This window comes from Paenibacillus tianjinensis (genome assembly GCF_017086365.1).
Taxonomy (GTDB): Bacteria; Bacillota; Bacilli; order Paenibacillales; family Paenibacillaceae; genus Paenibacillus_AQ; species Paenibacillus_AQ tianjinensis.
Genome location: NZ_CP070969.1, coordinates 4,682,487 through 4,700,285, shown reverse-complemented (window position 1 = coordinate 4,700,285; position 17,799 = coordinate 4,682,487). Strand labels below are relative to the sequence as shown.

The following is a 17,799-nucleotide window of genomic DNA, read 5'->3' as shown; positions in this document are numbered from 1 at the left end:
TAAGCTGTAGGTTTAGAAGAGCGCACATGTTTTATGCATCAGAGAAAAGGATACCGCGTCCCTTGGTTTTGTGATAATATCAAAAGGAATAACCGGCTAGTACAGCTTCTTGATATTGCTACAGTAACCATCCGTTTTGGCAATACCTTTCGTTAACAACAATAAAAGCAAGGACTAATAAGGGGGAGCAATCGCCATGTCAGCAGCTAATGTGCAGAAATTATGTGAAACGACGAGAGAAAAACTTAAATCGGTAATCGGAAAAATGGAGTTATTCCTGAATGGGCATGCGCTGCCGCAGCTGGTAACCGAAGAAGATGAGGAAACCGTGGCGTTCTATCAAGGTTTCTTGTCCGATCTCCGCCATCTGCTGGTATTCTCGGAAATGTCCTATGAGAAGCTTGGGGTTGCTTTGCGCCGTGCCACATTTGATGAAGATTTCGCCCAAAAGGCGCTTTATAACGTATACCATTTTGGAGTCAACAACTTCTTCTATCCGAAGAATGAAAGCTACTCCGAAGATGGCCGCTATGCATACACAGGCCAGGATGCTATCCGCTTCCGCAAAAAACCTGTCCGCCCGGCGCGCGACATCATTATGGAGATTACCAAGGTTTATGAAGAACTGCGTGATGATCTCAGTTATTATGAGAATGACTATTTGACCGAAAAGCGGATGCAAAACCAGGTTTAAGGTTTATTTGCATACAGCTACCCATAACTTAACATTCCCGAGAGACCGCACTTGTCATGGTGTTTATGACAGGTCCGGTCTTTTTTGTGATCCGGTACATGCCGGCAACAGCTGACAGTCCTCAACCCGAATAGAGATGAAATGACCCGGACATAATGAAACCGAGGTGATCATATGTCAAACACTAAACCGCTTGTAAAATGCAGTGTGAGCAATTGCCATTATTGGGGAGAACAAAATTTATGCCGGGCTGAAGAAATCATTATTGAGATCGATAAGCATACCGGCAGCAGCTTTAAGGAAGAATATGCCGAAGAGATGACCAATCACAACCATCATGATCATGCCGACACTTCGTCAGCAACCTGTTGCCTAACCTTCAAGCCTGGTGTCTAGGAGGACTGCAGATGGATTCGAACCAAGAGGGAACGAAGCATGACCCGGCAAAACGCAGGAAAATAATTCTGCGTCCGCGCAGCAGGGTGGATTACCCCAGGCGGGACCCTTCGCATAATGAAGAGTACGCCGCTGAAGTAAGTCCGCCCTTAACACAGCTGCAAAGAACCGACGGGGTTACAGAGAAGAAAGAAACGGCAGGGGAAAACAGCGACAGTAAAAGAATGGGTTACGTCGGACTTGCATTCGGGATAGCTTCTTTATTTATTTGGTCGATTATTACAGGGCCAGTGGCTGCGGTGCTTGGTTACTATGCTTATACCCGGGGACAAAAAACAACCGGAGCGTGGGCGATGGGACTGGGGATTGTGTCAACGCTGAGCTATTTTGTAATGATTCCGTTTGCCCGGTAAGACTTTGGAAAACATGAACAGCGTTATCGAAACAGGCTTTAAGACCTAACTATAAGGGTCTTAAGTCTGTTTTTTCATGTCGTGTTATAGCATTTATAGTAAATGAATTGTAAAATAAAGGCGTATCTACAACTTTAAATAGAGCCTCTTTGGACCAGAGATTTTATATAGAATGAACCAGAAAGAAGGGTTTTCAGGTATGGGTATAAATCCGGCTACGGCCAGCGGGCTTGGGCAGCTGAAATGGGTGAATCTGCGGGGTGCAGGCATCAAGGAGTTAACCGGAAAGCATAGCAAAGAAACCTCGGGTTCCTCCAAATCCGAGTTCGCCGCCTTGCTTCAACAGCTTGCCTTGCAGTCTGCGAACGGAGACAGCACCAGCGGACTGGCCTCCCTTCCGGACAGCTCATCGCTAAGTAATCTGATATGGCAGCAGCTTGGCGGGACTGCCGGCGGCTATAGCGAAATTTCCGGGGAAATAAAAGAGACGGTTCCAACCGACTATGAGGATCTGATCCAGTCGGCCAGTGCGAAATACGGTGTGCCGGTCGATTTGATCAAGGCAGTGATAGATACGGAATCCTCCTTTAATCCGAATGTTGTATCATCGGCTGGAGCTAAGGGGCTGATGCAGCTGATGGACGGAACGGCTAACGGGCTGGGCGTCTCAGATCCGTTCGATCCGGCCCAAAGCATCGATGGCGGGGTCCGCTACTTATCTTACCAGCTGAAGCGTTATGACGGACAGGAGAAGATGGCGCTGGCTGCTTACAATGCCGGACCCGGACGGGTGAACCGGCTTGGCGTGAGCAATGACCAGGAGCTGATGGAGAAGCTGAGTCAGCTTCCCAAGGAAACCCAGGCCTACATTACCAAAATAGAACGCGCCCGCGCAGAGTACGCGGTATAATAAAAGGATCAGACGGTATCGACTTGCACCTTTTTGGTGGTGCAGGAGCCGTTTGGTCCTTTTTTTGAAGTCTAAGTCTTTATAAGGACTTCGCGATAAGGTATTCTATATTTCTCAAGTTAGGACTTATCAGCAAAGATGCAAAGGAGCGCCAATATATGCTGTACTGGGATTATGCCGCAGCAAGCCCGCCCTATGAAGAGGTGGTGCAGACGATGGAGCAGATTATGAAGCTGCACTATGCCAATCCTTCTTCTCTGCATCGTCCAGGGGCGGAAGCGGACCGGCTTATTACACGTTCAAGAGAAGTCTGCGCTGCTGCACTTGGCGTACAGCCTCAGGAAATTCTATTTACTTCAGGAGCAACGGAGAGCAATAATCTTGCGGTAAAAGGGGCAGCCTTGCAGTATCGGAGCAGGGGACGCCACATTGTTACAACAGATATCGAGCATCCTTCCGTATACGAGAGCTGCCTGCAGCTGAAATCACTGGGCTGGGAGATTACATTTGTGGCGCCGGACAGAACAGGAGTTGTAGATCCGGCACATGTTGCCGCAGCCGTCCGCCGGGACACTGTTCTGGTGAGTGTTATGCATGTCAACAACGAGACCGGAGCGGTACAGCCGCTGCGGGAAATCGGCAGCCGGATCAAAGCGGCCAACCGCCGGACATTATTTCATGTGGATGGCGTTCAGGGCTATGGGAAGCTGGAAACGCAAATCAAGGAGTGGCAGGCAGACTTGTACAGCCTGTCTCCTCATAAAGTCCGTGGTCCGCGCGGTGTGGGGATTCTTTATGTAAAAGAAGGGGTTGCGCTATTTCCTATCCTTACTGGCGGATCGCAGGAGCAGGGGGTTCGTGCCGGCACAGAGAACGTAGCCGCAGTTGTGGCTTCTGCCAAAGCTATACGCATGAGCGGAGAGCGGAGAGAAGCTTTTAATCATCAGATCCTTCCGCTGCGGAACCGGCTGCTGGATTTTGTCTCGGGTATCCCGGAATTCACAGTAAACAGCAGCTGGGACGGGGCGCCGCATATTGTGCATTTTTCTTATCCGGCAGTAAATGGCGAGGTTATGGCCCGCAAGCTGGAGGAGCTGGGAATGACCGTCTCCACCCGCTCCGCCTGCTCATCAAGGCTGGCGGAGCCGAGCCGGGTTCTGCTGTCCATGGGTAGAAATGCAGCTGATGCACTCGGTGGGGTCCGTATCAGCTTAGGTGACAGCCATACTGAAGCTGATGTGGCTGCTCTGGAGCAGGCGCTGCTGACAGCTGTACAAGCTTTGAAGATTGTAGAGAGGGGCACGAAATGATGAGAGATCGGGAGACTGCAGCCGCAGCAAGCGGCGGGAGCAGTATAGACTATGCCGATATGCTGCTGTTGCGGTTCGGGGAGTTTACTTTAAAGGGGAAAAACCGTACCCGTTTTGAAAAGACGGTGCTGCGGCATGTGAAGGAGATGGTTAAACCCTATCCGAAGGCAGTGCTGAGCAAAGAATTCGGACGGATTTATGTGACGCTGAACGGTGAACCGGCCCGCGAGCTTGCGGAGGCGCTGAAGAATGTTTTTGGTATCGCTTCGATAAGTCCGGTCAAGGTATCACGCTCTGAGTTTGAGGATATTCTGGCAGTAAGCCGGACATTTCTTGAAATTATTGCCCCGGCACAGGGAACTACGTTCAAGGTAAGTGCGCGGCGCGTGTGGAAGGACTTCCCGTATGGCTCAATTGAGATGAACAAGCTGATCGCCACACCGCTGCTTCAGGGATACCCGGGTTTGCTGGTGGATGTGAAATCGCCGGAGCTTGAGCTGAAGCTTGAAATCCGCGAAGGTCATACTTTTATTTTCTGTGAGCAAATTGCCGGTGTCGGAGGGTTTCCTTTGGGGACTAATGGGAAGGCGATGCTTCTCCTGTCCGGCGGCATTGACAGTCCGGTAGCAGGGTGGTCTTCGATGCGCCGCGGGCTGGAAGTAGAATGCGTCCACTTCTACAGCTATCCTTACACAAGTGAGCTAGCCCGGCAGAAGGTGGTGGATCTTGCGCGTGTACTGTCGCGTTATGCGGGTGTGATCAAGCTGCACTTGGTTCCGTTTACGGAGGTTCAGACCTCTTTTACCGGGATTGGCCAGGATAATCTGATTATTACGCTGATGCGCCGGGCGATGCTTAGAATTACTACACAGCTGGCTGAGCGTGAGGGTGCTCTAGCGGTGGTCACCGGGGACAGCCTCGGGCAGGTTGCCAGCCAGACGTTGTCCAGCATGAACGCCATCGGCCGTGCTACTGTGCTTCCGCTGCTTCGTCCGCTGGTCATGATGGACAAGAGCGAAATCGTGGAGCTTTCCAAAACCATCGGTACTTATGATCTGTCGATTCTGCCTTATGAGGATTGCTGCACACTGTTTGTCCCGAAATCACCGACAACCAATCCCAATCTGCGGATCGTGGAGAAGATTGAGGCTACATTGCCGGGATATTCAGCGCGGCTGGATGCAGCGGTTGCAGGTACGGAGACCCTCTCCATTACGCCTTACGGGGATGAGAAGCCAAGCGATGTAGTTTCGGCTCAAGCCGGGCTGCAGGAAGAGTGGTTCTAGAACGAGGTTCAGCCGGAAGTTCCGCTGTGGGGAACCTTCTTATGGTCAAGGTGCCGCTTCCAGTGACCGGCAGCCAGAATGCCCGCAATGACCAGAACAATGAAGAGAACATGGAGCACCGGATGCTGTCCGAAAAAAGGCTCGAGCTTCTTTTCTCCGGTGATCATAGTCGATGCCGTATAGCCTAGCACAGCGGAACCGATATAGATGATCCAAGGATATCTGTTAATCAGCTTAATAAAAAGGGTGCTGCCCCAGACTACGATCGGTACACTGATCAGCAATCCTACAATAACAAGTGTGATATTGTGATTGGCAGCTCCTGCAATCGCAATGACGTTGTCGAGACCCATGGCTGCATCGGCCACAATAATCGTACGCACGGCAGCCCACAGGGTTCCTCCGGCCTGAATGTCACCAGCTTCCTCACTGTTCTCGCCGGTTAGCAGCTTGTAGGCAATCAGAATCAGCAGTAGTCCGCCGAACAGCAGGAGCCAGGGTACTTTCAGCAGCCAGACTACCAGGATAGTGGCAATGATCCGCAGGATAATGGCTCCGCCAGTGCCAAGCAGAATGGCTTTTTTCTGGGTGTCTCCGCGCAGATTGCGGGCGGCAAGTCCGATGACAATGGCATTGTCTCCCGCCAGAATCAGATCAAGAAAAATAATGTTCAGCAGCGGCAATATAAAATCCGTAAAGGTTGTGTTCAAGCCAAGGTCACTCCTAATGTTTGTTTGTCTAAACTTTAGAACTCATAGAGAGTATGCGTTGTTCAATATTGCCACGGTATAGTTTTGTATACGCTAAAATGGCCCCTGACATTCATCCTCCCGCAAAAAAAACGGACAGGAAGCATAGCTTGCCTGCTGTGGACATACATGTAATACATGTAGCCCGGGGAGGTAATAACAAATGGATTCCGTAGTGCTGCTTGGTGAAATACTGATGATCAATCTTGTGCTGAGCGGGGATAACGCAATGGTCATAGCAATGGCCAGCAAAAATCTGCCGGAGAAACACCGTAAAACGGCAGTATGGTGGGGGGCGGCTGGGGCTGTGGCACTGAGGTGCCTATTAACCTTCGTAGCAGTACTGCTGCTTCAAATCCCATACATCCAAGCCGGCGGGGGCATTCTGCTGCTGTGGATTGCGTTCAAGCTGCTGCTGGAGGAAGAGGATGAAATTAATGTCCGGGAGGAAGGCTCCAGCGTGTGGAAGTCTATCCGTACCATCCTTCTGGCAGACTTCATTATGAGCCTGGATAATGTTCTGGCGATAGCCGGAGTGGCCAAAGGGGATCTGGCTCTGATTGTAATCGGAATTGCCCTAAGCATTCCGATTGTCGTGTGGGGCAGCGGGATTATTGTCGGATGGCTGCACCGTTTTCCTGTACTGGTCTATATCGGGGCCTTTATTCTCGCCCATACAGCAGGGGAGATGCTGCTTCAGGATGCCAAGTTTGGGCCGGTCCTCTCGTTCTTTCTGCCTTCTTCGCATTCCTTACTGCCGGTAGCCCTTGGCATTATTGTAGTGCTGACCGGTGCTTTCAGACGCCGGCTTGTATCCGCCCGGTAAGAACCGGCAATACTTATGGCTGTGCCAGAAGCTGTATAAGCTTTGGTGCAGCCTTTTTAGCATGAACGGCGCTATGACTTTTTTAGACAGCCGAAACCTGAAGAATGATGGCGTTTTAACTCTTTTTCAGATAAAATATAAGAGAAATCCAGGGACAAGAAGTGAACTCTGAAGGGATGGGTGGACAATGTCATCTAAAAACGACATGAAACTGGGGGTATTTATTGCCGCCGCCGGCCTCGTGATTTTATTAGGAAAGCTGGGGGTATTCGGATTTCTCGGACGAGCCTTATGGCCGCTCGTAATTCTGGTTCCAGGCCTGTTCCTGCATGTGCTCTTCTTTAGCCGCCGTGCTTCTGCAGCCGTGCTGATTCCCGCGGGGATTTTGACTGTATACGGTTTGCTCCTGGGATTCTGCAATACCTGGGGCTGGGGATTTATGAGTCATCTGTGGCCGCTGCTGCTGTTTGGCATCGCTGTTGGCCTGTACGAATATGCATTTTATTCACCGGCGCGGACGGGGAGTCTGACAGCCACATCAGTGATATTGGGTGTATTGAGTCTTGTGCTCTTTATTTTCACTTTGCTGGGTACCGGAGCCCTTTATCTGCTCGGAATTGTACTAGTTGCAGGCGGAGTCTGGCTGATGTTTGGCCGCAGAAAACAGGGAAGCCGCAAAAAATGGAATGGCGGCTGGTAATCCCGCTGCCCGGAACTTGAAAATTTAAACGAAGCTGGAAATCGTTTTTTCATAAAAAGACTTGCTTTTCATGGTGCTTTCACTATAATATTAAGGAATGTTGGAGCGTCGGCTTTCTGCCAGGCGCTTCTTTTGTGAGATTGCCGTGACATGCTAAGAATTTAAACATTTTTAATTTGATAAATGAGAGGATTTGGATACAAATCATGCATTCAAGAACAGAAATTCGCAATATTGCGATCATTGCCCACGTTGACCATGGTAAAACAACACTCGTCGATCAGCTTCTGCAGCAATCGGGTATATTCAGCGCCCACGAAACTCTGCAGGAACGCGCCATGGACTCGAACGACCTGGAGCGGGAACGCGGTATCACCATCCTAGCCAAAAATACAGCAATTACCTATAAAGAGTTCCTGATCAACATTGTAGATACCCCTGGACATGCCGACTTTGGCGGCGAAGTAGAACGTATCATGAAGATGGTTGACGGTGTCCTTCTGGTTGTTGATGCTTATGAAGGCTGCATGCCGCAGACGAAATTCGTACTGCGCAAAGCCCTGGAACAGCACCTGACTCCAATTGTTGTCGTGAACAAGATTGACCGTCCGGCTGCCCGTCCGAAGGAAGTTATTGATGAAGTACTGGATCTCTTCATTGAGCTGGAAGCCAGTGACGATCAGCTTGAATTCCCGGTTGTCTATGCTTCTGCGCTGAACGGTACATCGAGCCTGGATCCCGAAAAGCAGGACGATAACATGCAGGCACTCTACGACACCATTATTGAGCATATCCCGTCTCCAACGGAAAAAATTGACGAGCCTCTGCAGTTCCTTGTAACCCTGATGGATTACAACGAATATCTCGGACGTATCGCTATCGGCCGCGTAAACCGCGGTGTGATTAAGCAAGGCCAGTCCGTTACAGTTATTATGCGTGACGGTAAGAGCAAGACTGCGCGGATTGAGAAGCTGTTCGGCTTCCAGGGCCTCAAACGTGTAGAAACAGAAGAAGCCGGCGCGGGTGATATCGTGGCTATTGCCGGTATCAAAGACATTAACATCGGTGAAACCATCGCTGATCCGGCGAACCCTGAAGCACTGCCGGTTCTGAAGATCGATGAGCCTACGATGCAAATGACATTCCTCGTGAACAACAGTCCGTTCGCCGGTAAAGAAGGCAAATGGGTGACTTCACGTAAACTGCGCGAGCGTCTGTTTAAAGAGCTTGAAACAGATGTCAGCTTGCGTGTAGATGAAACAGACAGCCCTGATGCATTTATCGTATCCGGACGCGGTGAGCTTCACCTCGGGATTCTGATTGAGAACATGCGCCGTGAAGGTTATGAGCTGCAGGTTTCCAAGCCAGAGGTTATCGTGAAGGAAATCGACGGTACCAAGATGGAGCCGCTTGAGCGCCTGCTCATTGATATTCCGGAAGAAAGCATGGGCGCCGTAATGGAGAGCCTGGGCAGCCGCAAAGCTGAAATGGTCAACATGATCAACAACGGTACCGGCCAAGTCCGTCTGGAATTCCTTATTCCGGCACGCGGCCTGATCGGCTACAATACGCACTTCCTGACATTGACCCGCGGCTATGGCGTAATGAACCATGCGTTTGACAGCTATGCTCCGCTAATTGGCGGCCAGGTTGGCGGACGTCACCAGGGCGTGCTTGTATCCAGCGAAACCGGAACAACTACGTTCTACGGTATGATGGGTGTAGAAGACCGCGGTATCCTCTTCCTGGAGCCGGGTACTGATATCTATGAAGGTATGATCGTCGGCGAACACACACGCGACAACGATATCATCGTTAACATCTGTAAGGAGAAAGCACTGACTAACGTGCGTTCCGCTACTAAGGATGAAACGGTCAAAATGAAAACTCCGCGCCTATTCTCGCTGGAGGGTGCCCTTGAGTACCTGAATGATGATGAATATTGCGAAATTACGCCTAAATCCGTACGTCTGCGCAAGAAGATTCTGAACAAGAGTGAACGCGAACGTGCAGAAAAGCAGCGTAAGCAGGCTCAAGCAAGCCAAGCCTAAGCTGATAACCCAAGCCGCCGGATGAGTCGTCCGGCGGCTTTTCTTCGTCTAGGCTTAAAGCCGGCAGGAATGCTATAATGTAAGCGATACTTATTTCCGGGAGGAGTGACGGCTGTGCAGAGCTGGTTTGCAGATCATCCGATTGTCGCTTATATCGTCATTTTTATATTGCTGACTTACGTGTATAACCGTGTCTTCCGCGTGAATCAGAAGCTGTCCATCGGCAAGGAAATTATGCTCTACCTGATGATGGCACTGGGATCAGGAATGCTGCTCATCTTTCAGCACGACAAGCTGCCGATTATACAGTGCCTGCTGGTTGCTGTAGGGCTTATGCTGCTTGTGCGGGTCCGTTATCTGGTGGAAGCCCGGCAGAAGCGGAAGGCAGCTGCAGCTGCAAAGCGGCAGTAACCGCAACTTTTGCCGACCCGATTCGTCTATTTATATGTTGATGTACTAAAATCTAATTGAGTTGAAAAGGACTTTATTCCATTATGAATACAAGCAAGGGAAGTTTACCTCCAAGATCGAACGGACAACAAGGGGGCAGGGGATCTCAGAACAGAACCGCTCCGCAAGGAAAGCCGAAGAAAAAAGTAAAAAAACGCGGATTTTTTGCCAGATTGGTCAGATTGCTGCTCGTCCTGATCTTAATTGCGGTACTTGCCGCACTCGGGTATGCCGGATTCCTGTACTTTAAGTTCGAAAAGGGCGGCTTCGGTGTGGACCAGTCTGTAGAGAGCGGACAGCTCGCCTCGAAGAAGCCACTGACCCTCCTGCTGCTGGGTACCGATAACCGTCCGAAGCATCCCTCCAATCTGACGGATGTCATTATGGTGGCTGCGCTGAACCCGGAGACGAAATCTGCGACCGTTGTTTCGCTGCCCCGTGATACCTATGTAGAGCTTAGCGGTTATAAGAAGACCAAGATCAACGCCTTCTACGCCCGCTTCAAGGCAAAGGAGGAATCCTCCGGCAACCTCGCCAAGGATGAAATGAAGACAATGATGAGCAAATATCTGGACATCGATGTTGATTATGTCACTGTGCTTGATTTCCAGGGCTTCCGCGATATTGTGGACGAGCTTGGCGGAGTGGATGTTAACATCAGTGCGGATATGTGCTATACCGACAGTGTGGATGGGACAGATATCAATCTGAAAAAAGGCCCTGCAGAGTTGAACGGTGATGATGCACTTGATTATGTACGTTACCGCAAATCGAATTGCAGCCCCAAGACAGAGGCTTCAGATGATTTTGACCGCAACAAGCGCCAGAATGAGGTACTGAACGCACTGGTCGGACAAATGCAGTCGCTGGGCGGTGTGCTCAAAATAGGCAAGGTGCTTGATGCCGTTGATAATAATCTGGAGACGGATATCGAAAACGCCCAGATCAAAAGCATGATTGCTACCTATTGGAAAATCTCCAAAGAAAACATCGAATTTGTGCCTGTCACCGGAACCTGGCGCAGTCCGTATGTGTATATTAACGATGAAGAATTGGAGAACGCCAAGAAAAGCCTGCACGACCGGATTACCGGAGTTGCTGCGGATGGAGCCGCTGCTGCAGAGACCCCTTGAGCCGCAGCTGCAAACATCCTGAAATTGAATGCAAGTTTGGGCATGTGCTATAATATAATAAATTGAATGCACATTTGCGTCATAGGGGGCCTGTACTTATGTCCGAAGCCATTGCTCAGCTCAATGAAACCCTGCTAACGATGCTGCAATCGGAAACTTTTGTTCTTCTAAACACGGTGGATGCGGAATCCGGAGGACCTACGTCCACTGCCATTTCCTGGATCTACGCAGTGAGCCCTTCTATCGTGCGTCTTGCGGTGGACCACCGGTCCAGACTGGTGAACAACATGAAGGTCAATCCGCTGGTAACGATTACGGTTTTTGGCGAGGGTACCGTTCATGCCATTAACGGGCGTGCTTCCGTCAAGCAGGATCCGCTGCTGGATGTGCCCTTTAAGATGTGCTGTTTTGATGTTGAAATTGATGCGGTCCGCAATGCGCTTTTTTACGGCGCACAGCTTGAATCCGCCCCGAAATATGCGAAGGTATACGATGCGCGTGCGGCTGAGAAGCTGGACGGACAAGTGTTTGCCGCCATGCAAAAAGCCCAGTGATTCTCTCACTAGGCTTTTTTTGTCCATTAGGAATTCCAATCGGAGAAACTAAAGGGTAGTACCGGTTATTGGCCGTTGCCCTGCGGTTTAGTATCTTCCGGAAGCTGAGGGATGATACGCCCGATGATATCGGCCATTTCTGCAGCGAATCCGGATACCGGATTGCCTTTGGAAATATGGCGTCCCATTTCATCCAGCCGGTTAGAAAGATCCATGTCGGCGGTAACCAGAGCTTTTATCCCCCGGGGGTCCTTGCGGATCGCTTCGGCTACGGAGTATTTGATACTTCCGACCCGTGAGCGTCCAAGTGACCCATCGACATCAATGCCGACTACTGCAAGGTTGTTCATCACGACACAGTGGGCGCCGTTTACACCGGGAACTCTTATAGCCAGCTGTTCAAAATGGTCTTTAAGTGCAACATCGCTTTCGCCTTGAACGTCAGAAGCTTGTCCGGCTTTGGTCGCATCACCTTGAGTGGCGGCATTGTCATCAGGCAAATTCCGTACCTCCTGGTTCCCCTGGCTGCTCAATGTTTCAGGCGATTGTTGACTCTGAGGAGAGGGTGATGACTCTTTATTAGCGATACCGCAGCTTGTCAGCAGCAGCAGTACCAGCAACAGACACATTGATTTTCTCATATGTGAATACTCCTTTCAGTCCAAGATCAGTACTTTACTTTATGTTGCCCGTACTGAAAAGAGTTATGTATGATCAATCAAACCAGGCGCTGTGGAGGGGATATCATGAAAAAGATATTTGTACTAGACACTAACGTGCTTCTGCACGACCCCAATTCGATCTTTGCGTTCAAGGAGCATGAGGTAGTGATTCCGGCTGTAGTTCTGGAAGAAATCGACTCCAAGAAGCGCAACGCCGACGAAATCGGCCGCAACGCCCGCACCGTGTCACGCTTGTTAGACGGACTCCGTGAACTCGGCCACCTGCACAGCGGAGTGGTACTGGAGCATGGAGGCACGCTGAAGGTGGAGCTTAACCACCGCAGCTTCGTAAAGGTACAGGAAATGTTCGGAGAAGTGTCCAATGACAACCGGATATTGGCTGTAGCGCTTAATTATCTCCATGAGGAGAACGAGAAAGCTGAACCGCGTCCTGTGGTACTCGTAAGTAAAGATGTACTCGTCCGCATCAAAGCGGATGTGCTGGGGATTACACCGGAGGATTATTTATCCGACCGTACAGGAGATCTGAACGAGCTGTATAGCGGCTGCCAGTCTCTGCTGGTCCATCCTTCACTGATAGATGAATATTACAGTCACCGTTCCTTGTCCGTTAAGCAGCTGTCCTTGTCTTACCCCTTGTATCCTCATGAATTCGTCATTCTGAAGGACGAAATCGGCAGCGGCAAGTCAGCTCTGCTCAAAGTGAACAGTGATGCATCGCGGCTGGAGCCGCTGTATCTCGGCAATGATGCAGTTTGGGGCATCAGTGCCCGCAACGCACAGCAGCGGATGGCGCTTGAATTGCTGCTGAATGAGGATATTCCGCTGGTGACCATTACCGGCAAAGCGGGAACAGGTAAAACCCTGCTGGCGCTAGCCGCCGGATTGTTCAAGGTAGAGGATGAGCACCGTTACAAAAAACTGCTCATCGCCCGTCCCGTCGTTCCGATGGGTAAGGACATTGGTTATCTGCCCGGAGAGAAGGATGAGAAGCTGCGTCCGTGGATGCAGCCGATATATGATAATCTGGAGTTTCTGTTCGATACCAAAAAAGCCGGGGATATTGATAAAATATTAATGGGGCTGGGCAGCATTCAAGTCGAGGCGCTCACCTATATCCGCGGACGTTCCATTCCATCGCAGTTCATCATTATTGATGAGGCTCAGAATCTTTCCCGTCATGAGGTAAAGACGATTGTCTCCAGAGCCGGGGAAGGCAGTAAAGTTATCCTGATGGGCGATCCGGAACAAATTGACCATCCTTACCTCGATGCCGCGAGCAACGGACTCAGCTATATCGTTGAAAAGTTCAAGCAGCAAGGCATCAGCGGACATATTACTCTGGAAAAAGGCGAGCGTTCCCGCCTGGCCCAGCTGGCCGCGGATTTGCTGTAGAACCTGTAGCGGCTATTGAAGTTGCAGAAAGGGCAGCCTGCCCAAGGCACCGCCATAAGCAAAAGCCGGGAGAACCTCTCTCCCGGCTTTTTGCTTGCCCGCCCCCGTGAGGGGCGGGGATGTTTTAAGATTGTTTCGCGATAAGAGGAATGGAAAGAAAGTTTGGAACTGTAGGAGCGGCAGCGTCCGCCTTTGTCTGCGGATTTCCACCGCGAACAGCGGTATAAGATCAAGAAATCTGCAGACAACAGCGGCCGGAAGTCCAAAGCTTTCTTGGAATGTACCAGACTATCGCAGCGGCAATCTTTTACCTCCCCGCCACACACATATATAATAGAAAGAGAACGGTTTCAACTGTCAAAGACAACATCGCGGTCATCTGGTAAAATAGGGAAGAATACCGAAGTCGGGAGGGGAAAGAAACGTGCTGAGACGCAAAAACTATTGGCTGCTGTTTGCAATATTGCTGCTGGCGCTGACAAGCTTGTCGCCCAGCATGGAGCTGGATACCACCGAAGGTTCCTATCCGCTGAGGCAGCCGCAAAGCCTATCCGAACAGCCCGATTCGGGAGATCAGGGCAGAGTGAAAAGTCTGAGCATTAGGGTCTCCTTGAGCAGCGAAGAGCTTAAAGAGCTGGAACGGATCAGCAGCAATTATACCTTATCAAGCGGAATACAAGTAATAATCAGTAATGTAGGCAATGAAGAGAATGCCGATATGCTCAAACAGGAGCTGACGACAGGCGAAAGTCCGGATATTATCATGACCGACGGCCGGAATATTGCTGATCTGGCTACCCGCGGATTTTTGCTGCCTGTAGACGTTTATCAAAGTGTGCCGGGCAGTGCGCCGCTCACCATGCTGATTCAGCAAATGCAGTGGAACGGATATGACTGGGGAGTTCCGCTGGATATCGATCCATATGTCCTTGTATATTCACCACAGCGGATTGCCGAACTGGGCCTCGCGGAAGCTCCGAGAAGTCTGGAGCAGTGGGGTTTACTGCTGAATCAGCTGCGTGAACAGCAGGAGAAGACACCCGGAAAAGAACAGTATCTCCTCGGATTGGACAGCCGCAACCCCTATGGTTATATGACGCTGCTGGAAAGTATGGGATTCAGCCTGGCTTCTGACAATACAGCCGCGCTGGAGTGGACGCAATATGCCCGCAGCTATTTTTATCTGAGCAGCCGCTATAATCCGGATCTCTGGGACATGCTTCAAAGCGGCAAGCTTGCCATTGCTGCGCTTCCTCTCTCCGAATGGCAGCAGTACGGTAACGCTTCGCTTACGGCAGAGGCTCCCATGGATATGGCGGGCAATAAAGGATATGAGGCGATGCACAGCCGGTTCTTTGCACTTCCGGCCGGTTCAAACAACCCGGAAGCAGCGGTCAATTGGCTGGCTTACATTACTTCATCCACCGCACAGCTGGAGTGGCTGGAGAATACCAGACGGCTGCCGGCACTGGATGAACTGTACCAATCATCATTGCCGGAGATTACCGGTCTTCCATTTGATAGCAAGCTGCTATTATCTGACGAAGCTGTTACTGATGAAGCGCCGGGCAGATGGAGTGTATTATCGACAGCGACCACTTTACTGCTGACCGGAAAGCTTGACGCTGCTGGATATAAAGCTGCACTCAGCCAGAAATCAGAATGAGATGGAGAGCTTCACATATAGCACACCCTCTTTACTCTCCACATTTGTCGCACGCAGGAAGGAAACAATCTTCTCCGGGTAGAAGCCGAGATCGAATTCATCCTCCAGATCCTGGCGGGTGGATTCCGGCAGCTCCAAACCGTTAAATACGACATTATCGATATGGAACATCAGTGCATTAACCGGCTCGGATTCTATCGAGTAATGGCCTGTCAGGGTGAGTGTTAAGCCGCCGCTTGATCCGGAAGCGGTCACGTTACCGTTATTGAAATGAAAGCCGAAATCCTGGAACAGCTTATTTTGCGACACCAGAAATTCGTTCAGATCTTCTTCCTTTAGCGCTAGATTGTAAGTCATTCCTTTACGGGTCAGAATGCCATCCCGGCTCTGGACAAATTGCGGAAGATGATTCATGGCCGAGGAAAGGGCTTTGAAATACGTTTTTACTTCATGAAGGCCGATATTTTCCCAGTATTTTGTAAACTCGTCCAGCAGAGCGCTCATGCTTTCAGGGTCACTGCTGGCTGAGATACCGCCCTCAATCTCTTCATTCAGCGCGGCAATCCGCGTTTTCTGTTCCTCCAAAGCTGTTTTAAGCTCTGCAAGCTCTTTGGAGCTGCGTTCTGCAGCAGCCAGAGTCGACTTTAAGTCTTTATATTCCCCTTCATACTGCCTCAGGATGTCATGGTCCCGCCCGATAATGATCTCATAATAATCATATAAGGCAAGCATCCGCCCGATGCTTCTTGCCGAGAGCACTGCAGCAAGCAGCCCGTCTCTTTCTCCCATATAATAAGAACGTACAATAGCACCTGCGCGCTGCTGCTGATCCAGTATCGCGGATTGCTTAGCTGCGGCCTGTTTGTTTAACACTTCCACTTTTCGCTCAAGAACAGCTTGCTCTGCGGTAATTCTGCCAATTTCCTTTTCGATTTCGGTAGATGACAGGGTTTGCTCCAGCAGCTTCCGGGTTTCATCATTATCCGGGATGATAGGCGGAGATGAGGTGATGGGGCCGGGGCCGGCCGAAAGATAAGCTGTAGACGACAGCGGCAGTATAGTGAGAATCATAAGAATGAGCAAAACGCTGAACCTTCGGATTGCCTTATTACGGGAGAGCACCACACCACCACCTTTTGCATAATAGATAGGTATGTACTAATAATATGTTTTGTCCTGTTAAAATATCATACTCCGTTCTGTCAAAAGAGCACACAAAAAACGGAGGCTGTTCCTTGTACCAAGGAGCACCTCCGTTTTTACTTGTTGAAATAGTGGGGTTACAGCGGCAGTCCCATCTTAAAGACAGTCCAGTAGCTGAAGCCGGTGAACGTCAGAATCATATAGCCCCAGAAGAGCAGAATATAAGTCTTTTCCGTAAATTTCATATAGCCCAGCACAACAAAAAAGGCCGTTTGCAAAAAGAAGAGCAATGCCATTTCGGTTAAATCGCCAGCGAAAGCCATAAGCCCGATAGCGAGCGTGAAAAAACCCAATACGCGAAACATACGGTCCAAGAGAGTAGCCCCCTTCTTAGAAATGGTTCCCGAAAAGTACTTCTTTGGATCTATTATAACTGCTGGACAAAAAGCTGTAAACGAATTCATTGAAAAAAATTAGTATTTATATAATAAATATGATTTTTGCAATTGACTAATTCGGATTAGTCCCGAAACGAGAATTTATAGCTCTGTGCGTATGAGGTTTAAACAAAATGGAAATACAATTTAGTATCAAATAGATTCTATGAACTCTAGCAGAGGCATAGAAATGGAGTAAGCAGCTTTTATCCTATTCACTATCCGGCGGAGCTGCCGGTTATGAAGATGGTTATTTCAAGATGTTGTTAGGAGGGTTAGGCTTTATGACAGCCGTTAGACAGGACGCTTGGAGCGCGGAAGATGATTTGATATTGGCAGAAATAACGCTGCGTCATATCCGGGAAGGCAGCACACAGCTTGCTGCTTTTGAAGAGGTGGGAGAAAAGATTGGCCGAACCTCGGCGGCATGCGGATTTCGCTGGAACAGCTGTGTCCGTAAAAGCTATGAGGATGCTATTGGTATTGCTAAAGGCCAGCGCCAGAAGCGGAGTTACCTGAAAAAGCAGCCAGTGAACAGAGGAGCACAAGTTGCCGGACTGATTCTTGGAGACATTGATGAGGAATATGGCCGAAGCGAAGGGCTGAACGAAAGCACCTTATCCATCGACGCGGTGATCCGGTTCCTGAGACAGTGGAAGGGAACCTTTCAGGAAGCAGGCCGCCAGCTGAAAATGCTCGAGCGTGATTTGCGCGAGAAGGAAGACGAATTAACGGAGCTTCGGGCAGAAAATGAGCGCTTATCCAAAGAAGTGAATCTGGCTCAGAGTGATTATCGTGTTGTGAACGATGATTATAAGGCTTTAATTCAAATTATGGACCGGGCCCGCAGACTTGCGTTCCTTAATGAAGAGGAAGAAGAAATGAAAACAAGATTCAAAATGGATGCGAACGGAAATCTGGAACGGATTGAATAATGGAATAACAGTCTGTCCCGGTTATAAGCCGCAAACGAATGCCGCCCGGCAAACGTATTGCGGCTTTT

At 50.0% G+C, this 17,799-nt stretch carries 19 protein-coding genes; 15 read left to right on the top strand and 4 right to left on the bottom strand.

The window, feature by feature from the left end; genetic code table 11:
• Positions 1–196 precede the first annotated feature (196 nt).
• The 6 genes from JRJ22_RS22000 (at position 197) to thiI (ending at position 5,009) form a co-directional block, all read left to right on the top strand.
• Entirely contained in the window at positions 197–694 is a 498-nt protein-coding gene (locus tag JRJ22_RS22000) for a YpuI family protein (RefSeq protein WP_206101505.1), read from the top strand.
• Between the two features lie 174 nt (positions 695–868).
• Positions 869–1,090, top strand: a complete 222-nt coding sequence (locus tag JRJ22_RS21995; protein ID WP_206101504.1) for a DUF1540 domain-containing protein — start codon at positions 869–871, stop codon at positions 1,088–1,090.
• Between the two features lie 11 nt (positions 1,091–1,101).
• On the top strand, positions 1,102–1,503 hold the full coding sequence (locus tag JRJ22_RS21990; RefSeq protein ID WP_206101503.1) for a hypothetical protein: 402 nt from the start codon (positions 1,102–1,104) through the stop codon (positions 1,501–1,503).
• Between the two features lie 199 nt (positions 1,504–1,702).
• Complete coding sequence (locus JRJ22_RS21985) at positions 1,703–2,413, top strand: lytic transglycosylase domain-containing protein (protein ID WP_206101502.1); 711 nt, start codon at positions 1,703–1,705, stop codon at positions 2,411–2,413.
• A gap of 158 nt (positions 2,414–2,571) precedes the next feature.
• Positions 2,572–3,723: a cysteine desulfurase family protein gene (locus tag JRJ22_RS21980; RefSeq protein ID WP_206101501.1), complete on the top strand. Its 1,152-nt coding sequence runs from the start codon at positions 2,572–2,574 to the stop codon at positions 3,721–3,723.
• Positions 3,720–5,009 (top strand): tRNA uracil 4-sulfurtransferase ThiI, encoded by a 1,290-nt coding sequence (gene thiI / locus JRJ22_RS21975; protein ID WP_408637850.1) that lies wholly within the window; start codon positions 3,720–3,722, stop codon positions 5,007–5,009. Before JRJ22_RS21980 ends, thiI begins: the two co-directional genes overlap by 4 nt.
• An 8-nt stretch (positions 5,010–5,017) precedes the next feature.
• On the opposite strand, the gene JRJ22_RS21970 is transcribed toward thiI, so the two are convergent.
• Positions 5,018–5,719 (bottom strand): TerC family protein, encoded by a 702-nt coding sequence (locus JRJ22_RS21970; RefSeq protein ID WP_206101500.1) that lies wholly within the window; start codon positions 5,717–5,719, stop codon positions 5,018–5,020.
• Positions 5,720–5,921: 202 nt separating this feature from the next.
• Between JRJ22_RS21970 and JRJ22_RS21965 the strand changes: the two genes are divergently transcribed.
• The 6 genes from JRJ22_RS21965 (at position 5,922) to JRJ22_RS21940 (ending at position 11,472) form a co-directional block, all read left to right on the top strand.
• A complete protein-coding gene (locus JRJ22_RS21965; RefSeq protein WP_206101499.1) occupies positions 5,922–6,584 on the top strand; it encodes a TerC family protein in 663 nt (220 codons plus the stop codon).
• 187 nt (positions 6,585–6,771) lie between these two features.
• Positions 6,772–7,284 carry a hypothetical protein gene (locus JRJ22_RS21960; protein WP_206101498.1) on the top strand — a complete coding sequence of 171 codons (513 nt, stop codon included), beginning with the start codon at positions 6,772–6,774 and terminating at the stop codon, positions 7,282–7,284.
• A gap of 206 nt (positions 7,285–7,490) precedes the next feature.
• Positions 7,491–9,335 carry a translational GTPase TypA gene (gene typA / locus JRJ22_RS21955; protein ID WP_206101497.1) on the top strand — a complete coding sequence of 615 codons (1,845 nt, stop codon included), beginning with the start codon at positions 7,491–7,493 and terminating at the stop codon, positions 9,333–9,335.
• A gap of 114 nt (positions 9,336–9,449) precedes the next feature.
• Positions 9,450–9,746 carry a YlaH-like family protein gene (locus JRJ22_RS21950; RefSeq protein WP_206101496.1) on the top strand — a complete coding sequence of 99 codons (297 nt, stop codon included), beginning with the start codon at positions 9,450–9,452 and terminating at the stop codon, positions 9,744–9,746.
• Positions 9,747–9,829: 83 nt separating this feature from the next.
• Complete coding sequence (locus tag JRJ22_RS21945) at positions 9,830–10,918, top strand: LCP family protein (protein WP_206101495.1); 1,089 nt, start codon at positions 9,830–9,832, stop codon at positions 10,916–10,918.
• Between the two features lie 98 nt (positions 10,919–11,016).
• A complete protein-coding gene (locus tag JRJ22_RS21940) occupies positions 11,017–11,472 on the top strand; it encodes a PNPOx family protein (RefSeq protein WP_054941768.1) in 456 nt (151 codons plus the stop codon).
• Positions 11,473–11,537: 65 nt separating this feature from the next.
• Here the strand turns inward: JRJ22_RS21940 and JRJ22_RS21935 are convergent, their stop codons facing one another.
• Positions 11,538–12,113 (bottom strand): YhcN/YlaJ family sporulation lipoprotein, encoded by a 576-nt coding sequence (locus JRJ22_RS21935; protein ID WP_206101494.1) that lies wholly within the window; start codon positions 12,111–12,113, stop codon positions 11,538–11,540.
• Positions 12,114–12,218: 105 nt separating this feature from the next.
• Here JRJ22_RS21935 and JRJ22_RS21930 point away from each other — a divergent pair, with 105 nt between their 5' ends.
• Positions 12,219–13,550 (top strand): PhoH family protein, encoded by a 1,332-nt coding sequence (locus JRJ22_RS21930; protein ID WP_206101493.1) that lies wholly within the window; start codon positions 12,219–12,221, stop codon positions 13,548–13,550.
• Positions 13,551–13,974: 424 nt separating this feature from the next.
• Positions 13,975–15,216 carry an ABC transporter substrate-binding protein gene (locus JRJ22_RS21925; RefSeq protein WP_206101492.1) on the top strand — a complete coding sequence of 414 codons (1,242 nt, stop codon included), beginning with the start codon at positions 13,975–13,977 and terminating at the stop codon, positions 15,214–15,216.
• Here the strand turns inward: JRJ22_RS21925 and JRJ22_RS21920 are convergent.
• Together JRJ22_RS21920 and JRJ22_RS21915 are read right to left on the bottom strand one after the other, a co-directional pair.
• Positions 15,208–16,287 (bottom strand): coiled-coil domain-containing protein, encoded by a 1,080-nt coding sequence (locus tag JRJ22_RS21920; protein WP_206101491.1) that lies wholly within the window; start codon positions 16,285–16,287, stop codon positions 15,208–15,210. The genes JRJ22_RS21925 and JRJ22_RS21920 overlap by 9 nt on opposite strands.
• Positions 16,288–16,496: 209 nt before the next feature.
• The gene (locus JRJ22_RS21915) at positions 16,497–16,733 is read right to left on the bottom strand and encodes a DUF2626 domain-containing protein (RefSeq protein WP_206101490.1); all 237 of its coding nucleotides are present in this window, start codon (positions 16,731–16,733) and stop codon (positions 16,497–16,499) included.
• Positions 16,734–17,080: 347 nt separating this feature from the next.
• Between JRJ22_RS21915 and JRJ22_RS21910 the strand changes: the two genes are divergently transcribed.
• On the top strand, positions 17,081–17,731 hold the full coding sequence (locus JRJ22_RS21910) for an RsfA family transcriptional regulator (protein ID WP_206101489.1): 651 nt from the start codon (positions 17,081–17,083) through the stop codon (positions 17,729–17,731).
• The last annotated feature ends 68 nt before the right edge of the window (positions 17,732–17,799 follow it).